21 protein-coding genes are annotated in these 20,523 nt (G+C 46.2%); 11 read left to right on the top strand and 10 right to left on the bottom strand.

The genetic code is table 11. The annotated features are described in order from the left end of the window. Positions 1 to 16: 16 nt before the first annotated feature. The 3 genes from rpoS to GO003_RS21740 form a co-directional block, all read right to left on the bottom strand. Positions 17 to 1,000, bottom strand: coding sequence for an RNA polymerase sigma factor RpoS (gene rpoS / locus GO003_RS21730; RefSeq protein ID WP_159655826.1), 984 nt, complete (start codon positions 998 to 1,000; stop codon positions 17 to 19). Between the two features lie 41 nt (positions 1,001 to 1,041). After that, entirely contained in the window at positions 1,042 to 1,740 is a 699-nt protein-coding gene (locus tag GO003_RS21735) for a peptidoglycan DD-metalloendopeptidase family protein (RefSeq protein ID WP_231089139.1), read from the bottom strand. A 173-nt stretch (positions 1,741 to 1,913) separates the two neighbouring features. Next, positions 1,914 to 2,411 carry a DnaJ domain-containing protein gene (locus GO003_RS21740; RefSeq protein WP_159655824.1) on the bottom strand — a complete coding sequence of 166 codons (498 nt, stop codon included), beginning with the start codon at positions 2,409 to 2,411 and terminating at the stop codon, positions 1,914 to 1,916. Between the two features lie 273 nt (positions 2,412 to 2,684). On the opposite strand from GO003_RS21740, the gene mobB reads away from it, so the two are divergent. After that, positions 2,685 to 3,215, top strand: a complete 531-nt coding sequence (mobB, locus tag GO003_RS21745; protein WP_159655822.1) for a molybdopterin-guanine dinucleotide biosynthesis protein B — start codon at positions 2,685 to 2,687, stop codon at positions 3,213 to 3,215. Further along, entirely contained in the window at positions 3,208 to 4,458 is a 1,251-nt protein-coding gene (gene moeA, locus GO003_RS21750) for a molybdopterin molybdotransferase MoeA (protein WP_159655820.1), read from the top strand. The genes mobB and moeA overlap by 8 nt, the downstream gene beginning before the upstream one ends. A gap of 9 nt (positions 4,459 to 4,467) precedes the next feature. Here the strand turns inward: moeA and GO003_RS21755 are convergent, their stop codons facing one another. Both GO003_RS21755 and GO003_RS21760 read right to left on the bottom strand, forming a co-directional pair. Further along, positions 4,468 to 4,791: a rhodanese-like domain-containing protein gene (locus GO003_RS21755; protein WP_159655818.1), complete on the bottom strand. Its 324-nt coding sequence runs from the start codon at positions 4,789 to 4,791 to the stop codon at positions 4,468 to 4,470. Then, on the bottom strand, positions 4,773 to 5,936 hold the full coding sequence (locus GO003_RS21760) for an aminotransferase class I/II-fold pyridoxal phosphate-dependent enzyme (protein ID WP_331001650.1): 1,164 nt from the start codon (positions 5,934 to 5,936) through the stop codon (positions 4,773 to 4,775). The genes GO003_RS21755 and GO003_RS21760 overlap by 19 nt, the downstream gene beginning before the upstream one ends. Positions 5,937 to 6,073: 137 nt before the next feature. Here GO003_RS21760 and dksA point away from each other — a divergent pair, with 137 nt between their 5' ends. The 3 genes from dksA to acs are packed head-to-tail and all read left to right on the top strand — an operon-like array spanning position 6,074 to position 9,390. Then, a complete protein-coding gene (dksA, locus tag GO003_RS21765) occupies positions 6,074 to 6,508 on the top strand; it encodes an RNA polymerase-binding protein DksA (protein ID WP_159655814.1) in 435 nt (144 codons plus the stop codon). Beyond that, the gene (gene gluQRS / locus GO003_RS21770) at positions 6,505 to 7,440 is read left to right on the top strand and encodes a tRNA glutamyl-Q(34) synthetase GluQRS (RefSeq protein ID WP_159655882.1); all 936 of its coding nucleotides are present in this window, start codon (positions 6,505 to 6,507) and stop codon (positions 7,438 to 7,440) included. The genes dksA and gluQRS overlap by 4 nt, the downstream gene beginning before the upstream one ends. A 21-nt stretch (positions 7,441 to 7,461) precedes the next feature. Then, a complete protein-coding gene (acs, locus tag GO003_RS21775) occupies positions 7,462 to 9,390 on the top strand; it encodes an acetate--CoA ligase (protein WP_231089140.1) in 1,929 nt (642 codons plus the stop codon). Positions 9,391 to 9,744: 354 nt separating this feature from the next. Here the strand turns inward: acs and glgX are convergent, their stop codons facing one another. Then, positions 9,745 to 11,835 carry a glycogen debranching protein GlgX gene (gene glgX / locus GO003_RS21780; protein ID WP_159655810.1) on the bottom strand — a complete coding sequence of 697 codons (2,091 nt, stop codon included), beginning with the start codon at positions 11,833 to 11,835 and terminating at the stop codon, positions 9,745 to 9,747. Between the two features lie 305 nt (positions 11,836 to 12,140). On the opposite strand from glgX, the gene GO003_RS21785 reads away from it, so the two are divergent. Then, positions 12,141 to 13,433 carry a TolC family outer membrane protein gene (locus tag GO003_RS21785; RefSeq protein WP_231089141.1) on the top strand — a complete coding sequence of 431 codons (1,293 nt, stop codon included), beginning with the start codon at positions 12,141 to 12,143 and terminating at the stop codon, positions 13,431 to 13,433. Between the two features lie 194 nt (positions 13,434 to 13,627). On the opposite strand, the gene GO003_RS21790 is transcribed toward GO003_RS21785, so the two are convergent. Continuing rightward, positions 13,628 to 14,368, bottom strand: a complete 741-nt coding sequence (locus tag GO003_RS21790) for a class I SAM-dependent methyltransferase (protein ID WP_159655806.1) — start codon at positions 14,366 to 14,368, stop codon at positions 13,628 to 13,630. Continuing rightward, complete coding sequence (locus GO003_RS21795) at positions 14,368 to 14,667, bottom strand: DUF1244 domain-containing protein (protein WP_159655804.1); 300 nt, start codon at positions 14,665 to 14,667, stop codon at positions 14,368 to 14,370. The genes GO003_RS21790 and GO003_RS21795 overlap by 1 nt, the downstream gene beginning before the upstream one ends. Before the next feature lie 109 nt (positions 14,668 to 14,776). Here GO003_RS21795 and GO003_RS21800 point away from each other — a divergent pair, with 109 nt between their 5' ends. From GO003_RS21800 to GO003_RS21820, 5 genes are read left to right on the top strand one after another with little or no spacing between them, the layout of a single operon-like run. Continuing rightward, a complete protein-coding gene (locus GO003_RS21800) occupies positions 14,777 to 15,118 on the top strand; it encodes a hypothetical protein (RefSeq protein WP_159655802.1) in 342 nt (113 codons plus the stop codon). An 18-nt stretch (positions 15,119 to 15,136) separates the two neighbouring features. Further along, positions 15,137 to 15,673, top strand: a complete 537-nt coding sequence (locus GO003_RS21805) for a septation protein A (protein WP_159655800.1) — start codon at positions 15,137 to 15,139, stop codon at positions 15,671 to 15,673. Positions 15,674 to 15,676: 3 nt separating this feature from the next. Further along, positions 15,677 to 15,979 carry a YciI family protein gene (locus tag GO003_RS21810; RefSeq protein ID WP_159655798.1) on the top strand — a complete coding sequence of 101 codons (303 nt, stop codon included), beginning with the start codon at positions 15,677 to 15,679 and terminating at the stop codon, positions 15,977 to 15,979. After that, the gene (locus tag GO003_RS21815) at positions 15,976 to 16,260 is read left to right on the top strand and encodes a BolA family protein (protein WP_159655796.1); all 285 of its coding nucleotides are present in this window, start codon (positions 15,976 to 15,978) and stop codon (positions 16,258 to 16,260) included. The genes GO003_RS21810 and GO003_RS21815 overlap by 4 nt, the downstream gene beginning before the upstream one ends. Then, positions 16,253 to 17,299, top strand: coding sequence for a peptidylprolyl isomerase (locus tag GO003_RS21820; protein WP_159655794.1), 1,047 nt, complete (start codon positions 16,253 to 16,255; stop codon positions 17,297 to 17,299). Before GO003_RS21815 ends, GO003_RS21820 begins: the two co-directional genes overlap by 8 nt. Before the next feature lie 326 nt (positions 17,300 to 17,625). On the opposite strand, the gene recJ is transcribed toward GO003_RS21820, so the two are convergent. After that, entirely contained in the window at positions 17,626 to 19,371 is a 1,746-nt protein-coding gene (gene recJ, locus GO003_RS21825; protein ID WP_159655880.1) for a single-stranded-DNA-specific exonuclease RecJ, read from the bottom strand. A gap of 55 nt (positions 19,372 to 19,426) precedes the next feature. After that, positions 19,427 to 20,521, bottom strand: a complete 1,095-nt coding sequence (gene thrC / locus GO003_RS21830; RefSeq protein ID WP_159655792.1) for a threonine synthase — start codon at positions 20,519 to 20,521, stop codon at positions 19,427 to 19,429. Between the last annotated feature and the right edge of the window lie 2 nt (positions 20,522 to 20,523).

Here is a 20,523-nt window from a genome sequence, read left to right on the forward strand (position 1 = left end):
CTGTAAATCCTCTCAATTAATGAAAAATAGACTCAAAGGAATAACCGCCAAACTCTAATATTTCTTTGAGTCTTTTTAGTGCATCCATTTGAATTTGTCTTACTCTTTCGCGGGTTACACCCATTTCCTGAGCTACTTGCTCAAGTGTGGCATATTCGTAACCGCAAAGTCCGTAACGACGGCAAATCACTTCACGCTGCTTTTCTGAAAGCTGATAAACCCAGCTTGTCACATTATCTTTAATGCCTTCTTCCTGGAGTGTATCAGAAGGAGACATGCTCCACTCATCAGTCAGCGAATCCAACAAAGGTTTATCGAAATCTTTACCGGCCGGCACATCAACAGAACTGACTCGCTCATTAAGTTTCAACATTTTTTCAACCGTTTTAACCGGTTTGTTGAGATGTTCGGCAATATCTTCGGCTTTAGGTTCGTGATCGAGCGTTTGCGCGAGTTGTCTTTGCGCTTTGAGATAGGTATTCATTTCTTTAACGATATGAATCGGTAATCGAATCGTGCGAGTCTGATTCATAATAGCGCGTTCAATTGTTTGTCTGATCCACCAGGTCGCGTAAGTGGAAAACCTGAAGCCACGATCGGGATCGAATTTTTCGACGGCTCTAATCAAGCCAAGATTACCTTCTTCTATCAAATCGAGCAGAGGTAAACCCCTGTTCAAATAACGGCGCGATATTTTGACAACCAGTCTTAAGTTGCTTTCTATCATTATCCTTCGGGCATTTTCATCACCTCTTAAAACTCTTCTGCCGTACATCTTTTCTTGATCAGCAGTAAGCAGTTGAGATCGCCCTAACTCATTCAGATAAAACCGGGTAGCATCGAAATTTTGATCATTTTGGGATTCATCACTCAAAACCTCATCAATAACGGGCTCCTCCAGTAAATCCAGTTCCTCTTCGCTGTCTTCGTCGTAGGGCAGAATGTCGCCTATTGAAGCTTGAGCATTAAGAGGAATGATTTCAATTAGTTCTTCTTTCATTTTTAACCTCCAGGTTATCGGTTCTTGCCGTATAGAATCTTTCAATTTACCGGTAGATAATAAAGCGGATCGACCGGATTTCCGTATTGTCTAATTTCAAAATGAAGCGATGGCTTGCCAGACCTGGACATACCAACTTTTGCAATAAACTGAGCTTTCTCAACTTCCTGGCCTTCTCTAACCAGTAATTCCTTGTTGTTTGCATAAGCACTCATATAGATTTCATCGTGTCTTATGATCAATAAATTTCCTACTCCTTTAGGACCTTTACCGCTGTAAACGACTTTACCGCTCTCTGCCGCTTGGACGGGTTGATCGATATAACCGCTAATATCAATCCCTTTTTTATTGGACTGTTGAAAATCTTTTACAACCATTCCGGTAATCGGCCAGTGCCAGTGCAACTTTAACAGTTTTTTGTTATCTGTTGAAAATGTAGGCTTTTTTTGTGACGCATTTCTCCTTTTGTTTTCAAAACTCTGCTTCTCCTCATCAGGATTTTCGAATGGATCCCTTTGAACCTCAAAGACTTTTAATCGTTGTCCCTCGTGCAAAAGATAAGGCGGCTGAATCTGATTCCATTCGGCAAGCTGGAAATAACTGACACCAAAACGAAGACCTATCCGATAAAGATTATCGCCGGACCGGACCGTATAAAAAGTGCCTGTTTCGGTAGGGCCTTCCTCGTCGACATCCGTTCCGGATTGTTCTTTAGTTTCTGATGGCTCTTGAGGCGTCACACTGATTGTGTCCTCATAAAAAATATTTTTTGCGCAAGCGCTGCAAAAAACAATCAACAGTATGAAGCTTCTACTGAAGAGCTGCTTTAATCTGCTAAAAAGTAGCGACTCCACAAAATCTCGTTGTTACCCGTTAACAGAAGGCCGAGCTTTAATTGAGAGAAAATGACTGATCATGATTTCAACAATACTTCTTTTGCCTGATTTATTTTTGCAGCCAAATAATCGCTGCCGCCACGATCGGGGTGTAACTTTTGCATGAGTTTTTTATGAGCACTGATGATGTCCTCTCTGGAAGCTCCAACCTGCAAGCCCAAGATTTGGTAAGCTTCTTCTTTAGTCACTGCGCCTTTAAAATGGGAATAGGTTTTGTGTTTCTGGTAATGCTCTTGCTTGCCGCCGCGATATTGAAACCATAACCGCTGAATGACCGGCGCATATCTGGCAAGCAAGGGTGCGGCCCGCATTAAACCTGAAACAAGAACACCCAATGCCGCCAACAACCAACTAAGCCGCCCTGTGACCGCCAAATAAAGCATAATAACTACAATTAAACCAAGACCTCCGGTTTTGATATGTTTATTGAGCGTCTCTTTTGGCATCTTGAACACTGAACGCAGGCCAAAAAATACCATCAACACCAGAACCAGAACCAAGTACAACCGAATCAAAAAATTCTCCAACAATCTAAATGATTTTGTAACTATTTCGCGAGTCTCTTAAACAGCGCAGGCAATTGTTTTATCGGGCTATCTGCAACAGGGATGTATTCATGCGTCCTTTGAAATTAAGCACCTACACCCAATAACATGGGAGGGGTGAACAGAGACAAAAAAATACTGAATAGTTACACCATATCAAGTGTATGCCTGATAGTGTTTAAGCATTATATTAATACTATCTTAGCCCGATCTTTTTTTCGACTCTTAATCCATTTACTCAACATGCAGCATGCAGCCATACCTATAATCGGATTCGCCGCTTTCAGCGGAACCGGAAAAACCACGCTCCTTACCCAACTGATACCACTATTAAGCCAAGAAGGTTTAAAAATCGGTTTGATAAAACACAGTCATCATAGTTTCGAAATCGATCAACCCGGAAAAGACAGCTTTCGATTAAGACAAGCAGGTGCTGTTTCAGTTCTCCTTGCGTCTCGCAACAGGCGTGCAATCATTACTGAAATCGATTCCGAACTTGAACCCCGACTGGACGATCAATTAAAAGTTCTCGATCAATCTAACCTTGATTTGATTTTGGTGGAAGGCTTCAAAGCAGAGCACTTTCCAAAAATAGAGCTGCACAGACCCGCACTCAATAAACCTCTGCTTTACCCTAACGATCCCAACGTTATCGCTGTCGCATCGGACGCCCCTTTGACATTGCCTGACCACATGACCGGACTTGATCTCAATCAACCGGCTGAAATTGCTGATTTCATCTTGAACTGGCACAAGGAGACATCACATGATTGACTTATGTAGCCTCGATTCTGCAAAGCTTTTGAGTCTTGACAATGCGCTAGAGAGCATCATCACAAGCGTAACAGCCGTTTCCGGCACAGAGATTATTCCATTGGCTCATGCCTTAGGAAGAATACTTGCCCGAACGGTTAAGTCGCCAATCGATCTTCCTTACGAACGAAATTCGGCCATGGACGGTTATGCTTTTAACAGCACTGAAGTCAATCTTGAATCCACATTTGAACTCCAACTTGCCGGTACTTCCTGGGCAGGAAAACCATTCGACGGCGCGATCAACAGAGGAGAATGCTTACGGGTTTTTACCGGAGCCGTGGTAAACGGAGAACTGGACACTGTTGTTATGCAGGAACAAGTCAAGGTTATCGATAATAGGGTGCAATTTCCCTCCTCAATCAAGACTGGTCAATTTATCCGCCCGGCAGGAGAAGATGTCGAAGCGGGTGAACCACTGATAAAAGCCTCCAAACGATTATGCGCGGCTGATATCGGTTATTTGGCAGCCGCCGGCATTCATCACCTTGAAGTATTTCGTCCGCTCAGAATCGCTTATCTTGCGACAGGTGATGAGCTGATCTCTCCAGGCCGGCCACTTTCTTCAGGAAAAATCTTTGAAAGCAATCGCAGCCTTTTGCGTTCGCTGCTAAACGACACCGCTTTTACAATAACTGATCTGGGCATAATCAAAGATGACAAAACCGAACTGAAAGAGATACTACTCAATGCTGCAAACAATCATGATGTGATAGTCACCACCGGTGGCGCTTCGGTGGGCGATGCCGACTTTATAAAAGAAATACTGGATGAATGCGGCCGCGTCGGGTTCTGGAAAATTGCAGTAAAACCGGGAAAACCCTTTGCCTTTGGCTGGCTTGAAGATTGTGTCTTTTTTGGACTTCCTGGAAATCCCGTTTCCGTCATGGTCGCGTTCGATAAAATTGTCATGCCCGCTTTACGGCAGATGACTGGAGCCCAGCCGGCCAGAGCACTCAGAATTCAGGCTGTAAGCACAGAAAACATCAAAAAAGCACCAGGGAGGCAGGAGTTCATGCGCGGCATTTTGTCATTAAGCGAAGATAATGGCTATGAAGTTAAATCGGCAGGCAACCAAGGCTCTCATATACTCAGCGTTTTGAGTCGGGCCAACTGTTATATAGACTTACCGGCAACAAACCGGGGTGTTACGGCCGGAGAAACGGTGTGGGTTGAGCCGTTTTCCACCCAAATTGAACGCTAAGCCCAGGTATCAATATCGCTTGATATTCGGATCACATTCTCTTGACCAGGCATCAATGCCACCCGCAAGATTCAACACATGCTTAAACCCCTGATGATCAAGAAAAAAGGCCGCCTGCTGACTTCGAATGCCGTGATGACAAATGACGACCACTTCTTTCAGAGGATCCAATTCATTAAAACGTAATGGAATTTGATTCAGAGGAATAAGCTCACTGCCCTCAATCCGGGCATACTCAAATTCATGCGGCTCTCTCACATCCAGTAAAATAGGTGAGTCTTTTTCGCTTAAACGAACCAGTAAATCGGTCGCTTCTATTTGTATGACTGCCATGAGGGATACCTGTTAATAAATCGTTCAATTCGGGCAATGGCCTCAGCCATTCTTTCAATTGATGTCGTATAAGCCAGACGTATGTATTTGTGCGCATTATGCTTGCCAAAATCCTTGCCAGGCGTAACAGCCACGTATTCTTCTTCCAATAAATCCTGCGCAAACTGATAACTGTCCCGGGTAAATCGTGAACAGTCGGCATAAATATAAAACGCGCCTTCAGGCTTTGCTGTAATGATAAAGCCCAGCCGCAGTAAATTCTCATACAAAAAGTCACGCCTCCGTTCAAACTCCCTGCGTCTTGACTCCAGCTCATCCAACGTAGACGGATCAAAAGCCGCCAGGGCGGCTATCTGAGACAGCGTTCCGGTGGCAATAAAAATATTTTGCGCCAAACGCTCAGTAGCTTCTATATAGGCTTCAGGAACAACCAGCCAGCCTATTCGCCAACCGGTCATACCAAAATACTTGGAAAAACTGTTGATTACAAACACATCTTGGCTAAATTGCAGCGCTGTATTCGCATTCTTTCCGTACACGAGACCGTGATAAATTTCATCAGAGAAAAAAGTCCCCTTTAACTGCCCGACAGCCAGAATCATTTTTGCCAGCTCGTCTTCCGGGATCAGCGTTCCGGTTGGATTGGATGGCGATGCAACCAAAACACCGGCACAGGTCGAAGTCCAGTTTTTTTTAACCAGCTCTGCACTTAACTGAAAGCCGGTTGCCGCATCAACCGGAATAGTTAAAGCCTGACCGCCAAAAAGCTTTACAAAATTACTGTTACAAGGGTAACAAGGATCGGCCATCAGAATTTTTTGATCCGGATTCAAGCTGGAGCCTAAAGCCAGCAAAAAAGCACCCGAGGCACCCGGCGTGACAAATAACTGTTCCTTTTTTACCGTGACACCGTAATGTTGGCTATAGAAACCGGCAATTTTTTTTCTTAATTCGGTCAGTCCTGCGGCCGGTGTATATTTTATCTGTCCTGAGGCAATAATTGCCAAAATGGAATTTGAGACAGTGCCCGGTGTTGGAAAGTCAGGTTCGCCAATCTCCATATGAATGACATCGCGCCCTAACTCTTCTAGTTGTTTAGCCCGCTCAAGAATCGCCATTACGTAAAAAGGCGAAATATCATCCATTCTTTTAGCGCATTGATTTATCATTGTTTTGTATCTATTATTCACCGGGCGGAAATAATAGCAATAATCCTTGCTAAGCGCCCGCTATTCTGATAAAAATGCGCAGTTTTTTATTTCATGCTTTTAGGAGTCAATGGATGAGCGATAGCAATAAAACTGATACATCACCGTTCAGTTTTAAACCGTATGAAGAGGTTGAAGGCGAAGAATACATGTGCGAAGCACAGGCTCGTCATTTCGAAACCATACTGAAGAACTGGAAATCAGATCTGATGAAGGAGGTTGATCGAACTGTTCATCATATGCAGGATGATGCTGCAAACTTCCCCGACCCCAATGACAGAGCGACTCAGGAATCTGAATTCAGTTTAGAACTTAGAACGCGTGACCGCGAACGTAAACTCATTAGAAAAATCGAACAGGCATTAAAAGATATCGAAAGAGGCGACTACGGATACTGCGAATCCTGCGGCATTGAAATCGGCATTCGCCGCCTGGAGGCAAGACCTACAGCCACGCTATGTATCGACTGTAAAACCCTGGATGAAATTCGAGAGAAACAAATGGGATAAATCCCTCAAGTAAGACAACTCCCGTTTATATTGGCCGGTTCGCGCCATCGCCTACCGGCCCTCTCCACTTAGGTTCCCTTTATACCGCTTTGGCCAGTTTCCTTGATGCGCGTCATCATCAGGGTAAATGGTTAGTCAGAATCGATGACGTCGATACCCCCAGAAACACCCCCGGCGCTGCCAGCCTTATTCTAAAAACTCTGGAAGCATTCGGATTACACTGGGACGAAACCATTTATTACGAAAGTCAGCATATCAACCGCTATGAATCAGCACTCGCACGACTCAAGGCTTTGAATCTGCTGTACCCGTGCACCTGCAGCAGGAAGCATCTGACAGACTATGCCCACCATCATGGCGGTGGAGACCGGTATCCGGGAATTTGCCGAGATAAAAACTTCCATGAACAAAACGATTATGCCGTTCGCATTAAAACCGATAACGGGGTTATTGAATTCTTTGACAGATTACAAGGGGAGTTCTCCGAGCATTTGAATGCAGTGCACGGGGACTTTATCATTAAAAGGAAAGACCAGTTGTTTGCTTACCAGCTAGCCGTTGTCGTCGATGATCAGGCTCAAGGCGTTACGCATGTCGTAAGAGGTATTGATTTACTGGACTCCACCAGCAAACAGATTTTTTTGCAGACGCTTCTGGGCTATAGGCCCCCATCTTATATGCATCTACCCATATTAGTTGATGAAAAGGGTCAAAAACTGAGCAAACAAACCTATGCTCAAGCAGTTGATCAACGCAACCCAAGCGCCGTATTATTTCATTTGCTCCAATTGTTAAAACAAGCGCCACCCGAAGAGCTTATCAATTCATTGCCTCAGGAAATTCTGCAATGGGGTATTTCTCATTGGCATCCTGCTCCATTACAATCATGGACTCAACTATGCCCATCCAATGGTTTTGCCGGGCTCAACTAATTGTCGAATCAAGGATCACTCATGTCCGATGCTAAAACCTATCCAATTCGTCCTGAAATAGCCGCTCATGCGCATATCACAGAGGAGACCTATCACCAACAGTCCATCAATGACACCGAGGCATTCTGGGCCGAACAGGCGCAGCAATTTCTAACCTGGGACAAGCCTTTTGAAAAGGTGCTGGATTATGACTACACAAAAGGCTACACACACTGGTTTGAAGGAGGCCATCTCAACGTCAGTTTCAATTGCCTGGACCGTCATCTTGAAACGCGCGCCGATCAGGTCGCCATTATTTGGGAAAGTGACAATCCGGCCAATCATAAAACTCTGACTTATCGTCAGCTTCATGAGCAGGTTTGTAAATTCGCCAATGTGTTAAAAGCTCAAGGCGTCAAAAAAGGCGACCGCATTTGTATTTATCTGCCGATGATTCTGGAATCAGCCGTGGCAATTTTGGCCTGCACGCGCATTGGCGCCGTCCATTCAATCGTATTTGGCGGATTTTCATCGGAATCTCTGAGAGAACGCATCCTCGATGCTGATTGCGGTTATGTCATTTGTGCGGACGAGAGTATTCGCGGCGGCAAATCCATGCCTCTTAAAGCAGGTGTTGACCAGGCAGTTGACCATTGCCCTTGCGTCAAACAAGTGATCGTCATCAAAAACTCAGGCAACCCGGTGACATGGCACGCCGAACGGGACATCTGGTACCACGAAGCCATGGCGGACGCGTCAACAGACTGTCCGGCAGAACCTATGGATGCGGAAGATCCGTTATTCATCCTCTACACGTCCGGCTCGACCGGCAAACCAAAGGGCTTGCTGCACACCACCGGCGGCTATCTGCTTTATGCGGCCATGACGCATAAATATGTGTTTGATTACCATGATGGCGACATCTACTGGTGTACCGCCGACATAGGCTGGGTGACAGGTCACTCCTATGTGATCTACGGCCCCTTGTGCAACGGCGCCACAACACTGATGTTTGAAGGCGTGCCGACTTACCCTGAAGCAGACCGGTTCTGGCAGGTCGTTGACAAACATCAGGTTAACATTTTTTATACCGCACCCACTGCGATACGGGCTCTTATGGCTCAGGGGGACGAATTTGTCACCCGGACTCAACGCTCCAGCCTGCGTATTCTCGGCACGGTTGGCGAACCGATTAATCCGGAAGCCTGGGAATGGTACTACCATGTAGTGGGCAACAACCGTTGCCCTATTGTCGACACCTGGTGGCAAACCGAAACCGGCGGCATTCTGATAACCCCCCTGCCCGGCGCTATAGCACTGAAACCCGGCTCAGCCACATTGCCATTTTTTGGCGTGATACCGGCAATAGTCGACAATGCGGGCAATATACTTGAAGGGGAAGCCGAGGGCATTTTAGTCATCACCAAACCCTGGCCAGGCCAAGCCAGAACCGTATACGGCGATCACGCGCGTTTTATTGACACTTATTTCAAAAACTTTCCCGGCTATTATTTCACTGGCGATGGCGCCAAGCGTGACAAAGACGGCTATTACTGGATCACTGGCCGGGTCGATGATGTGATTAATGTTTCCGGGCATCGCATGGGTACTGCAGAGGTAGAGAGCGCTTTGGTATTGCATGAAGATGTTGCGGAAGCAGCCGTTGTCGGCTATCCGCACCCCATCAAAGGACAAGGCATTTATGCTTACGTGACCCTAAATGTGGGTATTGAGCCTAGCGAGGAATTAAGACAGGAATTGATTCAACTGGTCAGGAAGGAAATCGGCCCTATCGCTCATCCCGATATTATTCAATGGGCACCGGGCTTGCCAAAAACTCGTTCAGGCAAAATCATGCGCAGAATCCTGAGAAAAGTCGCATCCAACGAACTGGACAGCCTGGGCGACACGTCAACATTGGCCGACCCGTCTGTCGTGGACGAGATCATCGATCATAGAGCCAACAAGTAATTGCCAAAAAGATCGAGCCTGATGCCTAGGTAAAGCGAGCTGAATAAATCCAGCTATTCCCACTTTGAAGATTAAGCGGGAGAGGCGTAAGCTTAGCGGGGAGGCAGCAGGGATGCTGCCGGCAAGCCCCGTGGATGGGATGGGTCTACGGCGTTCCTCGCAAGGCTTACGCCAAACATCAAAGCCCACATTAAAAGTTCAAACTGACAATTATCACCCAATATTTATTCAGCCGTTTAATATCCATCAAGATTCAGGCGATCTTGCCCTGCATCGTCACTACTCCCCCGCTTTGAATTGATAGTGCAAGCGATTGATTTTCTAAGAACAAGTAAAACCATCGCTGTAGCTGCATCAAAGTAACTTATTCTCGAAAACTACCACTGTTTTCGGTGAAACCACATAATGAGAGCCCGGCAAAACGTGCTGCTGATCCGATGCAACAATGTCTTCAGGGGAAGCTAATGACGTATCAACAGACAAACACCAGCCTCTAGCTTCAATAACCGGCAATTCGATTCTCAGATCGGTATCGGCCATATTAAACGCGACATGAAGATCAGTTTCATCTGCTTCCATCCCCGCCAAAGTAAAAATCAGGTGTCTGGCCTCTTGGTTTTCCCATTCAGGTGCCGTCCAAAGTGAATCCCCGTGCCATGCAATATCCGGTATATTCCGTGTCGGCAAGACATGGCCTGTCAAAAAGTTCCGGCGCATCAACGATGAATGTCTTTTGCGTAATGCAATCATCATTTTGACAAAACGTAAAATATCGGCATTTTCTTCCGCCATTGTCCAATCCAGCCAGGTTATTGCATTATCTTGACAATAGCCGTTGTTGTTGCCGCGCTGGGAATTTAAAAACTCATCCCCGGCCAATAACATCGGAACACCCTGACTTAATAACAAGATGGTAAAAACGTTTTTAACCTGCCGCCTTCTTATTGCCACTATGGCAGGATCACCGGTTCCACCCTCACACCCGTAGTTATAACTCAAACTGTTGTTACAACCGTCACGGTTGCTTTCACCGTTGGCTTCATTGTGTTTTTCGTTATAACTGACCAGATCGTTTAACGTAAAGCCATCATGACAGGTGACAAAATTAATACCGCTGATGGGTAATCGGCCCTGAGACTCATACAGATCTCCGCTGCCGCAGATACGTGTGGCCAATTCCTTTATCTGACCTAAATCACCGCGGATAAAACGACGCACGACATCGCGGTAACGACCGTTCCATTCAGCCCATCGATAACCCGGAAAACTGCCAACCTGATAAAGCCCGGCTGCATCCCATGCTTCTGCGATAAGTTTGGTTCTGGCAAGCTGTTCAGAAAGCTCAATACCCCAGAGTACCGGCGGATCATGCAAAACAGCTCCGGACTCACCTCGCGCCAGTGCACTGGCCAAATCGAAACGAAATCCGTCGACATGCATTTCTCTCACCCAGTATTCAAGACAACTGATAATGAACCGGGAAACAAAGGGATGGTTTGCATTAAGCGTGTTGCCGCAACCGGTATAGTCAAGAAAGATGCTTTTGTCATAAGAATCCAAGTGATAGTAAACATCACCGGCTATGCCTTTGAAGTTAATCACTGGCCCGTTAGTTCCGGCCTCGGATGTATGGTTAAACACCACATCCAGAATAATTCCGATACCGGCTTCATGCAGGGCCTTAACCAGATCTTTAAACTCAACCAAATGAGTACCCTGCTCCGGCGTCACACAAAAGCCCGGATGCGGACTGAAAAAACTGTGCGTACTGTAGCCCCAATAATTTCTCAGACCCAATGCCGCAGTACCGGGAGGGACATCTTGCTCATCGAAAGCCATCACCGGCAACAACTCTACGTGAGTAATGCCGAGTTCTTTAAGATAAGGTATCTTTTCTATCAATCCGGCAAATGTGCCCGGTTTATCAACCTGGGCCGAAGGATGACGGGTAAATCCGCCGACATGCAGTTCATATACGATCGCTTTCTGGCTTCTGATGTTATAGGGCTTGTCACCTTCCCAGTCGTATTCGTCATCAACGACGACACAGCGCATTGATCTGTTTAGGTTGTCACCCGGTTGACACGCAGCACCCCGGTCCCAATTTTTTTGACTGATCGCTCTCGCCCACGGATCCAGAATCTGCTTTTGCTTATCAAAACGAAGTCCACGCCCGACAGGATCATGAGGACCATCAATTCGCCAGGTATACCAAGTGCCTACGGGCAATTCCTTGACAAAGACATGCCAGGAAAAAAATGTCCGGTTTTCTTGTTTCAAGGTAATAACTTGATATGGGTACTCACTTTCAGAGCTTTCGAACAATAACAATTCTATTGACGTGGCATACCGGCTGAATATTGAGAAGTTCACACCACCGCTGTTCGGCTTGGCTCCTAGTGGATAGGGGTTTCCAGGATTTAAACTGTACTCTTTTTTATGCATTTGTATTTTACCCTACCTAATTCCAAGCGACTAAAATAGCATAAATTGCTATAAGGGGTTGCACTTACGTGAGTTAGAATACTCAAAATGTACTCGATCTACAATGTTGAAAATAGGCTTAACACAGGCCAAGTAAATGTTCAGGTCATACTGGACGACCGGACTGACAATTTAACAAAAAGCGCTAAAATCTTCTAAAAAGATCCATACAGCTTTGTAAAAAGGTTATTATCTTGAATGTTATTTCATCCAGCCTAAGGTTTATGACAAAACACGCCAATTTTAATAAATTATGTGCAGTTCTCATGCTGCTCATAACGACTCAGACTGCTTTTGCAGAAAACTTATCCGACATATACGCATTAGCCCTTGAACACGACCCTGTTCTAAAACAAAGCGCAGCTCAGCAAGCCGCCAGTTTGGAATCGCGCTCACAAGGTTTTGCCCGGTTTTTCCCAACGATTTCAGTAACAGGCAGCAGCAGCAGGGACAGGTTAAACAGTAAAAAAAACACATTTCAGGGCGCCGGAGTACAAAACTATTGGAATAACACCGTTAGCGCCAATTTAAAGCAACCGGTTTTTCATTGGGAACACTGGATTCAACTCAGCCAATCGGATAATCAAATCGCTCAGGCGGAAGCTAATTTCAAGGCTGAAGAACAGAACCTGATTGTTAAAATCAGCGAGGCTTATTTTAATGTTCTGGGTGCCCAGGATAATCTTGAATTTACCACCTCCGAAAAAAATGCAATTGCCCGGCAGCTTGATCAGGCCAATCAACGTTTTGAAGTAGGCATCATTGCCATCACAGACGTGCATGAGGCACAAGCAGCTCATGATCTGGCTCTCGCTAACGAAATTGAAGCAGAAAACAATCTGGACAATAAAAAAGAGGCCTTAAAAGAAATCATCGGTGAGTACGAGCCTCAACTTGACCGCCTGCGCGAAGAACTGAATTTAACCAGTCCGGAACCCAAAGATATCGGGACCTGGAACGAGACTGCCAGAGAAAATAATCTGCGAATCATTGCAGCGCTCAATCAAGCGGAATATGCCAGAAAAACCATTGACGTCCAAAACAGTGGTCATATGCCACAAGTCGATATTATCGGCTCGTATGGTGTTTCAGATAATACCGCAACCTTCGGCTTGCGCGGTGATACTCAAAGTATTGGACTGCAGATTAATGTTCCATTGTTTGAAGGCGGTATGGTGATGTCTCGTGCGCGACAAGCCAGACAAGAATATGAAGAAGCCAAAGAGAAACTGATTGAAGCTCAGCGCGCTGTGACACGTGAGGTAAAAGATGCCTACCGGGGCGTGGTTAGCAACATCAGCAGAGTTGCCGCCCTGAAAGCGTCGGTCATATCAGCAGAAAGTGCTCTGGAAGCGACCGAGGCCGGATTCGAAGTTGGCACCCGGACCATGGTCGATGTACTTGCTGAACAAAGATCACTTTACAGAGCCAAACGCGATTATGCCCGAAGCCGATATGATTATTTTATAAACTCAATCAAGTTGAAGAGTGCTTCAAGCAATCTGACACAAGCCGATTTAGAAGCGATAGACACGGTTCTAGTCAAACCTTCAAATTAATCCTTATTGCAAAAACGTAAAGACAGGCCGGATTTTTCTAATAATTCGGCATCCGGCCTTTTGATTTATTGATTACAAAGGTGTTTCATCTCGAAGCTTACCCTCCATGGCAGTGGATGTCCGTTTCCGGACGGGCATGACGAACTTATGGATTTTAGCTGAAACATCTTGCTAATCAGATTTGATTTTTGAATTTAGTCTGGCTTACAAGCCGTTACCACAGCGTTGACCGCCATACGATGCTTAAGCTCAATCGAGATAAAACCGGCTACGGCTAATTGCTCCAAAGCCTCCGTTTCGCGCATGACATGGTTTTGTGATTCATCATTAAACAGATGGACTATCCATTGCTCCAGCACATCCAATTTGTTCTCGCCAATTAAAACTTTAAAATAACCGCCGATTTCTTCCTGAACCGTGCGCGTATGCGCTTTGATGTCATCCAGAGCGTATCTGTCGCCATTGATAAACTGGCCGGCAGGCTTCAAAACGCGGTAAATTTCCTTGATCACCGCATTCCTGTAAGCTTGATCAAAATTATGAATCGTATAAACCGAGGCGACAATATCAATACTGTTTTCCTCGATACCGCGCAGTGCCGACAACGCATCATTTCCGCAAAAGTCAAGTTTCCGGGCAGCCACCCATTCTTTCAAGTTTTCTTTGGCTTGATTTTGCATGATGGGTTCGTTATCAACACTGATGATTTCCAAATCCTCTCTGGATGTCAGAATTGACAATGTGGTGATACCTGTGCCACCGCCCAATTCGACAACTTTGAGCTTTTCACCTTTCATTGCCGAAGCATACTGACCCACATAGTGACCCACCCATCGACTCATTTCAGTCGCTAACGGACAAATAAGTTTTAATGTTTCATAGTCTTTGCCGATGGCACCGGAAAACAGGGCATCATAAGGCAGTTTCTCGTTCATCACTGTTTTTCCTTTTGTCTTTTTTCATAGGCGGCCATCTGCTCCGGAGTCGCTGTCAGCTGATACTTGTCTTTCCATTCGGCATAAGGCATGCCGTAAACCTTGTCTCTGGCTTGCTCGTAATCAATGTCTATACCCCTTTCCTTGGCGGCTTCAGCATACCATTTGGCAAGACAGTTACGGCAAAAATCGGCAAGAATCATCAATTCGATATTCTGAACTTCAGGATGATTCTGAAGATGGGTCAGCAAGCCCCTAAAAGCAGCGGCTTCCAACTCGGTTTCTATCTGTTTGTCCACGGTTGACTCCAAAAAATGATGATTCTATCAGAACACCTTTTCAGACATGTACAATATGCCTTAAAGATTTTACAATGTGCCTTGATTTTCTGGTAAAACGTCATCCAAAATGGAAATACACGGCTCATCCGTCAATTATGCTGCAATTCGGTCATCTGACCGGACTGTCAAGCAGACTGATGCCGTTCAAAATCAACCCAAAAAAGAAAAACAGACACATACGGCTGCGCGAGAGAATTTGGCGCCCGACCAATCTCAAACACCGGAACAAGTTGAAACATTACTGGAAAATTCCGGACTTAGCTCGTTAGCCAATCCGAATCCCGACTTATTCAATACACCGACACATAACAGAACGTTGAACGCCATCAAAGCCTACCACCAACAAGCGACTGCGCCGTTAATAGAGCAAAGAGCCAAGTTAGTGTCAGGTATTGATCTTTATGCCTAACCTCGAATCATTGACTGCATGAAACAGCTTTTAGAATTTTTCCCCATCATCCTGTTTTTTATTGCTTACAAGCTTTATGACATTTATGTCGCGACGGCAACGGTCATCGTCGCCACAATCATTCAGGTTGTCATTACCTGGCTCAAATACCGTAAAGTTGAAAAAATGCAGTGGATTACATTAATCCTGCTCGTGGTCATGGGCGGAGCAACCATCTACTTGCAGAATGAACAGTTTATCAAATGGAAATTATCCATCATTGAATGGTTATTTGGCCTGGCCTTTTTAGGCAGTCAATTCTTCGGTGAAAAAACTTTTATAGAACGCATTATGTCAGCCAACCTTGACTTGCCCAAAGTTATCTGGAAACGGCTGAACCTGATGTGGGCGCTGTTTTTTATCAGCGTGGGTTTTATCAATCTCTATGTCATGTTCCGATTTAATACGGATGACTGGGTTAATTTCAAAACTTTCGGTGTTCCTGCTCTGATGGTTTTATTTATAGGCCTGCAAATGATTTATCTTTACCGCTATGTCCCTGATAACAAGGAGTAATTTGTGTTATATAGCATTATCTGCGTCGATGTCCAAAACAGTCTGGACAAACGATTAAGTGTGAGACCCCATCATTTACAACGACTGGAAGCGCTACAAAATGAAGGCAGACTCATCCTGGCCGGCCCGCACCCTGCCATTGATGCTGAAAATCCCGGAGAAGCAGGATTTACAGGAAGCCTGATTGTCGCCGAATTCGACAGCCAATCCGAAGCCGAAGACTGGGCTGCTGAAGACCCCTATGTTTATGCCGGCGTCTATGCCACCGTTTCAATCAAACCATTTAAAAAGGTATTTCCCCAATGATCACCGAGCTGATTAAAAAAGCATTAACGGCCGAACTCCAACCCCAGCAATTAGAGATTATCGATAACAGCGCTGCCCACGCCGGCCATGCCGGTGCGGCATCCGGTGGCGGACATTATCATGTCACTATTGTTGCGGAAGCTTTTGAAGGCAAATCGATGGTTCAACGCCATCAATTGATTTATAAGGCCCTGGGCGACATGATGAAACAACAGATTCATGCCTTGGGTATTAACGCAATTTCCCCAACTGAATATACAAAGGAAGCTATAAATGAATAAAAAAATCATTCCATTACTGCTCGCTGGTTCAGGCCTGTTAGCTGCATGTGATGCTCAGCAAAAAGCATCTGTTCCTGCAGTCAACAAGGCTGATGCTGTCGCTGAAGTTAACGGTCAATACATCAGCAAATCAGCACTGGCAAATCTGGAAAGTGAAATTGCGGAACGAAGCCAGGGGCAAACTTTCCCTAAGGACAAACTAGTAGAGGAACTTGTACAGCGCGAATTATTGGTGCAGGAAGCCCTGAAAAAACAATTGGATAAATCCCCTGAAATAGTCGAAAAACTGGAACAGGCTAAAAGATCGTTACTGGCTCAAGCGGCATTGCAAGACTACTTAAAAACCAAGCCTATTACTGACGAAGAAATGAAGGCCGAATACGACAAGAATGTCGGCGGTGCCAACAGTATGGAATATAAAGCCAGCCATATTCTGGTTAAAACCAAAGATGAAGCTGAAAAACTGATTCAACAGTTGGATAAAGGCGCCAATTTTAAAGAATTGGCTAAAAAGAACTCCACTGACCCGGCTGGCGCCGAAGGCGGAGATCTAGGCTGGTTCGTACCAACACAAATGGTTCCACCTTTTTCTGAGGCCGTAGTTGCATTGGAAAATGGAAAATATACCAAAACACCTATAGAAACACAGTTTGGCTGGCATGTGATTTTGCGTGAAGACTCGCGTGCTCAAGCTGTTCCACCTTTAGAAGCCGTCAAAGAACAATTGGTACCGTTCTTACAACGTCAACGCATTCAAACCATGCTGGAAACATTGCGCAGCCAAGCCAAAGTGGAAATTTTACTTCCAAAAGAAGCGCCAAAAGCTGAACCTGCTCCTTCATTAGCGCCACCTGCAGAGAGTGCGAGCCCTGAACAAGCCGCGCCTCCAGTCGATACAACCGCTCCTGAAGCAGCAAAACCCGCAGAACCGGCCCCTGCCGATGCTGCAAAACCGGCTGAAACAGAGGCCCCAAAACCAGCCGAACCGGATGCTACTGCAGCACCCCAACCTGCTGATGCTGGCGAAGCAAAACAGTAATAGGTTCAAGATCCAAAGCGGAAAAGAAATTCAGCTGAATTTCTTAAAGGGGCGCAGAATCATCTGCGCTCCTTGCTTTAAATATATCTCAAGGGAAGACCTGATTATAAAGATGATCCAGCTCTAACTCTTTATCTGTATTCGAGCGAGTCATTCCGGCAGGGATTGCCGGAGCCGTCAGACCGCGTTAGCGAATCCAGGTCACATGGATAGCTCGAAGCTTACCATCCATGGCACTGGATGCCCGTTTCCCGACGGGCATGACGGTCGCTTATTGATTTAGCTGAAATAGCTTGGTAATCAGGTGCGCTTTTGAGGGGACAGCCTCAAAGCATTTTTTCCACATATTGAATGATCATCTGCACCGTCCGGTTACCCCGGTATTCATTGATATCAAGCCGGTAAGCGGCATTGATTTTCCTTACACCCAGCCACTGTTCAGGCTGCTCTATAAAAAAGACAATCGCATCAATCAACTGTTGACCTGCATTTTGCCGCAGAACGAGTTTCAAGTGATGCTGACCGACAATACGGGCTTGAATCACATCAAATAAACCATGAAAAACCGGCTCGGGAAACTCCTGTCCCCAGGTTGACGCATTCAGCAGCAGCTCAGCGAATTCAAGTGTCAACTCGGTATCGGTCAGCTCTCCATCCGAGTAGATTTTTTGCTCGAGATCCATGGACGATAAACGCCTGGCCACCATTTCGTCAAAGGCCAGTGAAAACGGAGGAAAATCATGCATTTTAAGCGTCAATCCTGCCGCCATGGCATGCCCGCCAAATTTGCTCAGCAAGTTTGGATGAGCGGCCGCAACATCACTCAACACATCCCGAATATGCACGCCGGGGATCGAACGCGCCGAACCTTTGATTTCACCCTGCCCTGATGGCGCAAAAGCAACCACAGGCCGGTGCAGCTTGTCCTTAATCCTGGACGCTAAAATTCCTATAACGCCCTGATGCCAGTTGCCATCGTATAAACAAACCCCGGAAGGCAGATGCCGCTCGTCCAGCGCTTTCATCTCGCTTAACAGTGCCATCGCCTCAACTTTCATCTGGCCTTCAATTTCGCGTCTGTCGCTGTTCAGATCATCGAGCTGCAGCGCAATATCTTTAGCCAGCGCTTCATCGTCAGTCAGCAAGCATTGAATGCCCAGCGACATATCGTCCATACGGCCTGCCGCGTTAAGCCGGGGACCCAATGCAAAGCCCAAATCCGACGCAGACAGTGTGCCTAAATTACGTCCGGATACTTCAATTAACGCTTTAATTCCCGGGCTGCATTGGCCGGAGCGAATTCTCAGCAAGCCCTGATGCACCAGAATACGATTGACCTGATCCAGCGGCACCACATCAGCAATGGTTCCTAAAGCGACATAATCCAGTAACTGCGCCAGATTAGGCTCTTTGATGCTTTTCTTTTCAAACCAGTTAAGCGTGCGCAGACGGCTCCTTAGTGCCATTAACACATAAAACATGACCCCGACACCCGCCAGCGCCTTGCTTGGAAAAAGCTGGCCGGGTAAATTGGGATTGACTATCGCATCGGCTGCGGGCAACTGATCGCCGGGTAAATGATGATCCGTGACCAACACTTTTATACCCAGCGCTTTAGCGGCCTCAACCCCGTCAATACTGGATATGCCGTTATCAACGGTGATGATCACATCCGGTGATTGCTGATTAACCAATGCGACGATTTCAGGGGTTAAGCCGTAGCCGTATTCAAATCGGTTGGGAACAACGAAAGACACAGAACCGGCACCCAGCAAGTGAAGACCTTTGATTGCAACCGCGCAACTGGTGGCGCCGTCGGCGTCAAAATCACCTACTATCGTTATTTTTTGCTGCTGTGTCAGAGCCATCACCAAATGATCAACCATTTGGGTCATGCCGCTTAATGCTGAGGGGGAAGGCAGATGCGCTAAAGTGCGCTCCAGTTCTTCAACCGATTTAACACCGCGACTTTTGAAAATGCGCTGCAATACAGGATGCAAATCGTCCAATTGGAGGCGTTTGTTGAGGATAGGCCTGGGTAATATGTTCTTTTTTACGCCTTGATAATACATGCTGCTCAATAAAAAAGCCGGCAAAAGCCGGCTTTTATCATAGGTTGAAAGCGACTCAAAGATTATCCAGAATGGCTTTTTTAACGGAATACAAATCAGCGTCTATCGTGACCGGATGGGCATCCTTACATTGATTGATAGCCACATCCGGATCCTTGATGCCGTTACCCGTCAAGGTACAGACAATCGTACTGCCTTCCGGAATTGCACCGGTACTGATATCGTGCAAAGCCCCCGCGATTGAAGCAGCAGAAGCCGGTTCACAAAATATACCTTCATTCTGACTGAGCAGTTTTTGAGCAACCAGAATCTGTTCGTCGGTAAAAGACTCAAACCAGCCTTCGGATTCTCTTTGCGCCGCCCAGGCCATATCCCAGGATTGCGGGCGCCCAATGCGGATAGCCGTAGCAATTGTTTCGGGATTGTCGACCATTTCACGCGCCACAAAAGGCGCAGCACCGGCCGCCTGATAGCCGCACATCACCGGTCTTTTTTTAGTGACTGCTTTCAGCCCGCCGATATCGGATGAATATTCCTTATAACCTTTCCAATACGCCGTGATATTTCCGGCATTACCCACCGGCAAACAGTGATAATCCGGGGCATCGCCCAACTCATCAATAATCTCGAAAGCCGCAGTTTTTTGTCCTTCGATTCTGAAAGGATTGATCGAATTCACAATGGCCACAGGCGCATGCTCCGCCACATCTTTGACCAGTTGCATGCCTTTGTCAAAATTACCGTTGATTTGAATAATCTGGGCGCCATACATCAAAGTTTGAGCCAGTTTGCCCAACGCAATCTTGCCATCGGGAATCAATACGAAGGCTTTGATTCCGGCACGCACCGCATAAGCGGCAGCGGAAGCGGAGGTATTTCCGGTAGAAGCGCAAATGATAGCCTGACTGCCCTGATCTACCGCCTTGGTAACCGCCATTGTCATACCGCGGTCTTTAAAAGAACCGGTAGGATTAAGCCCTTCAAACTTGACATAAATCGTGACGTCTTTCCCGATCAATCGGGGAATATTTTCCAGGCGAATCAATGGCGTCCGGCCTTCGCACAAACTGATCACGCGCGTATCCCGGGCGACGGGCAACCTTTCTCTGTAATGTTCAATTAAACCGGTATAGCGTTTATGTTGTGACATTG

This window comes from Methylicorpusculum oleiharenae (assembly GCF_009828925.2).
Classification (GTDB): Bacteria; Pseudomonadota; Gammaproteobacteria; order Methylococcales; family Methylomonadaceae; genus Methylicorpusculum; species Methylicorpusculum oleiharenae.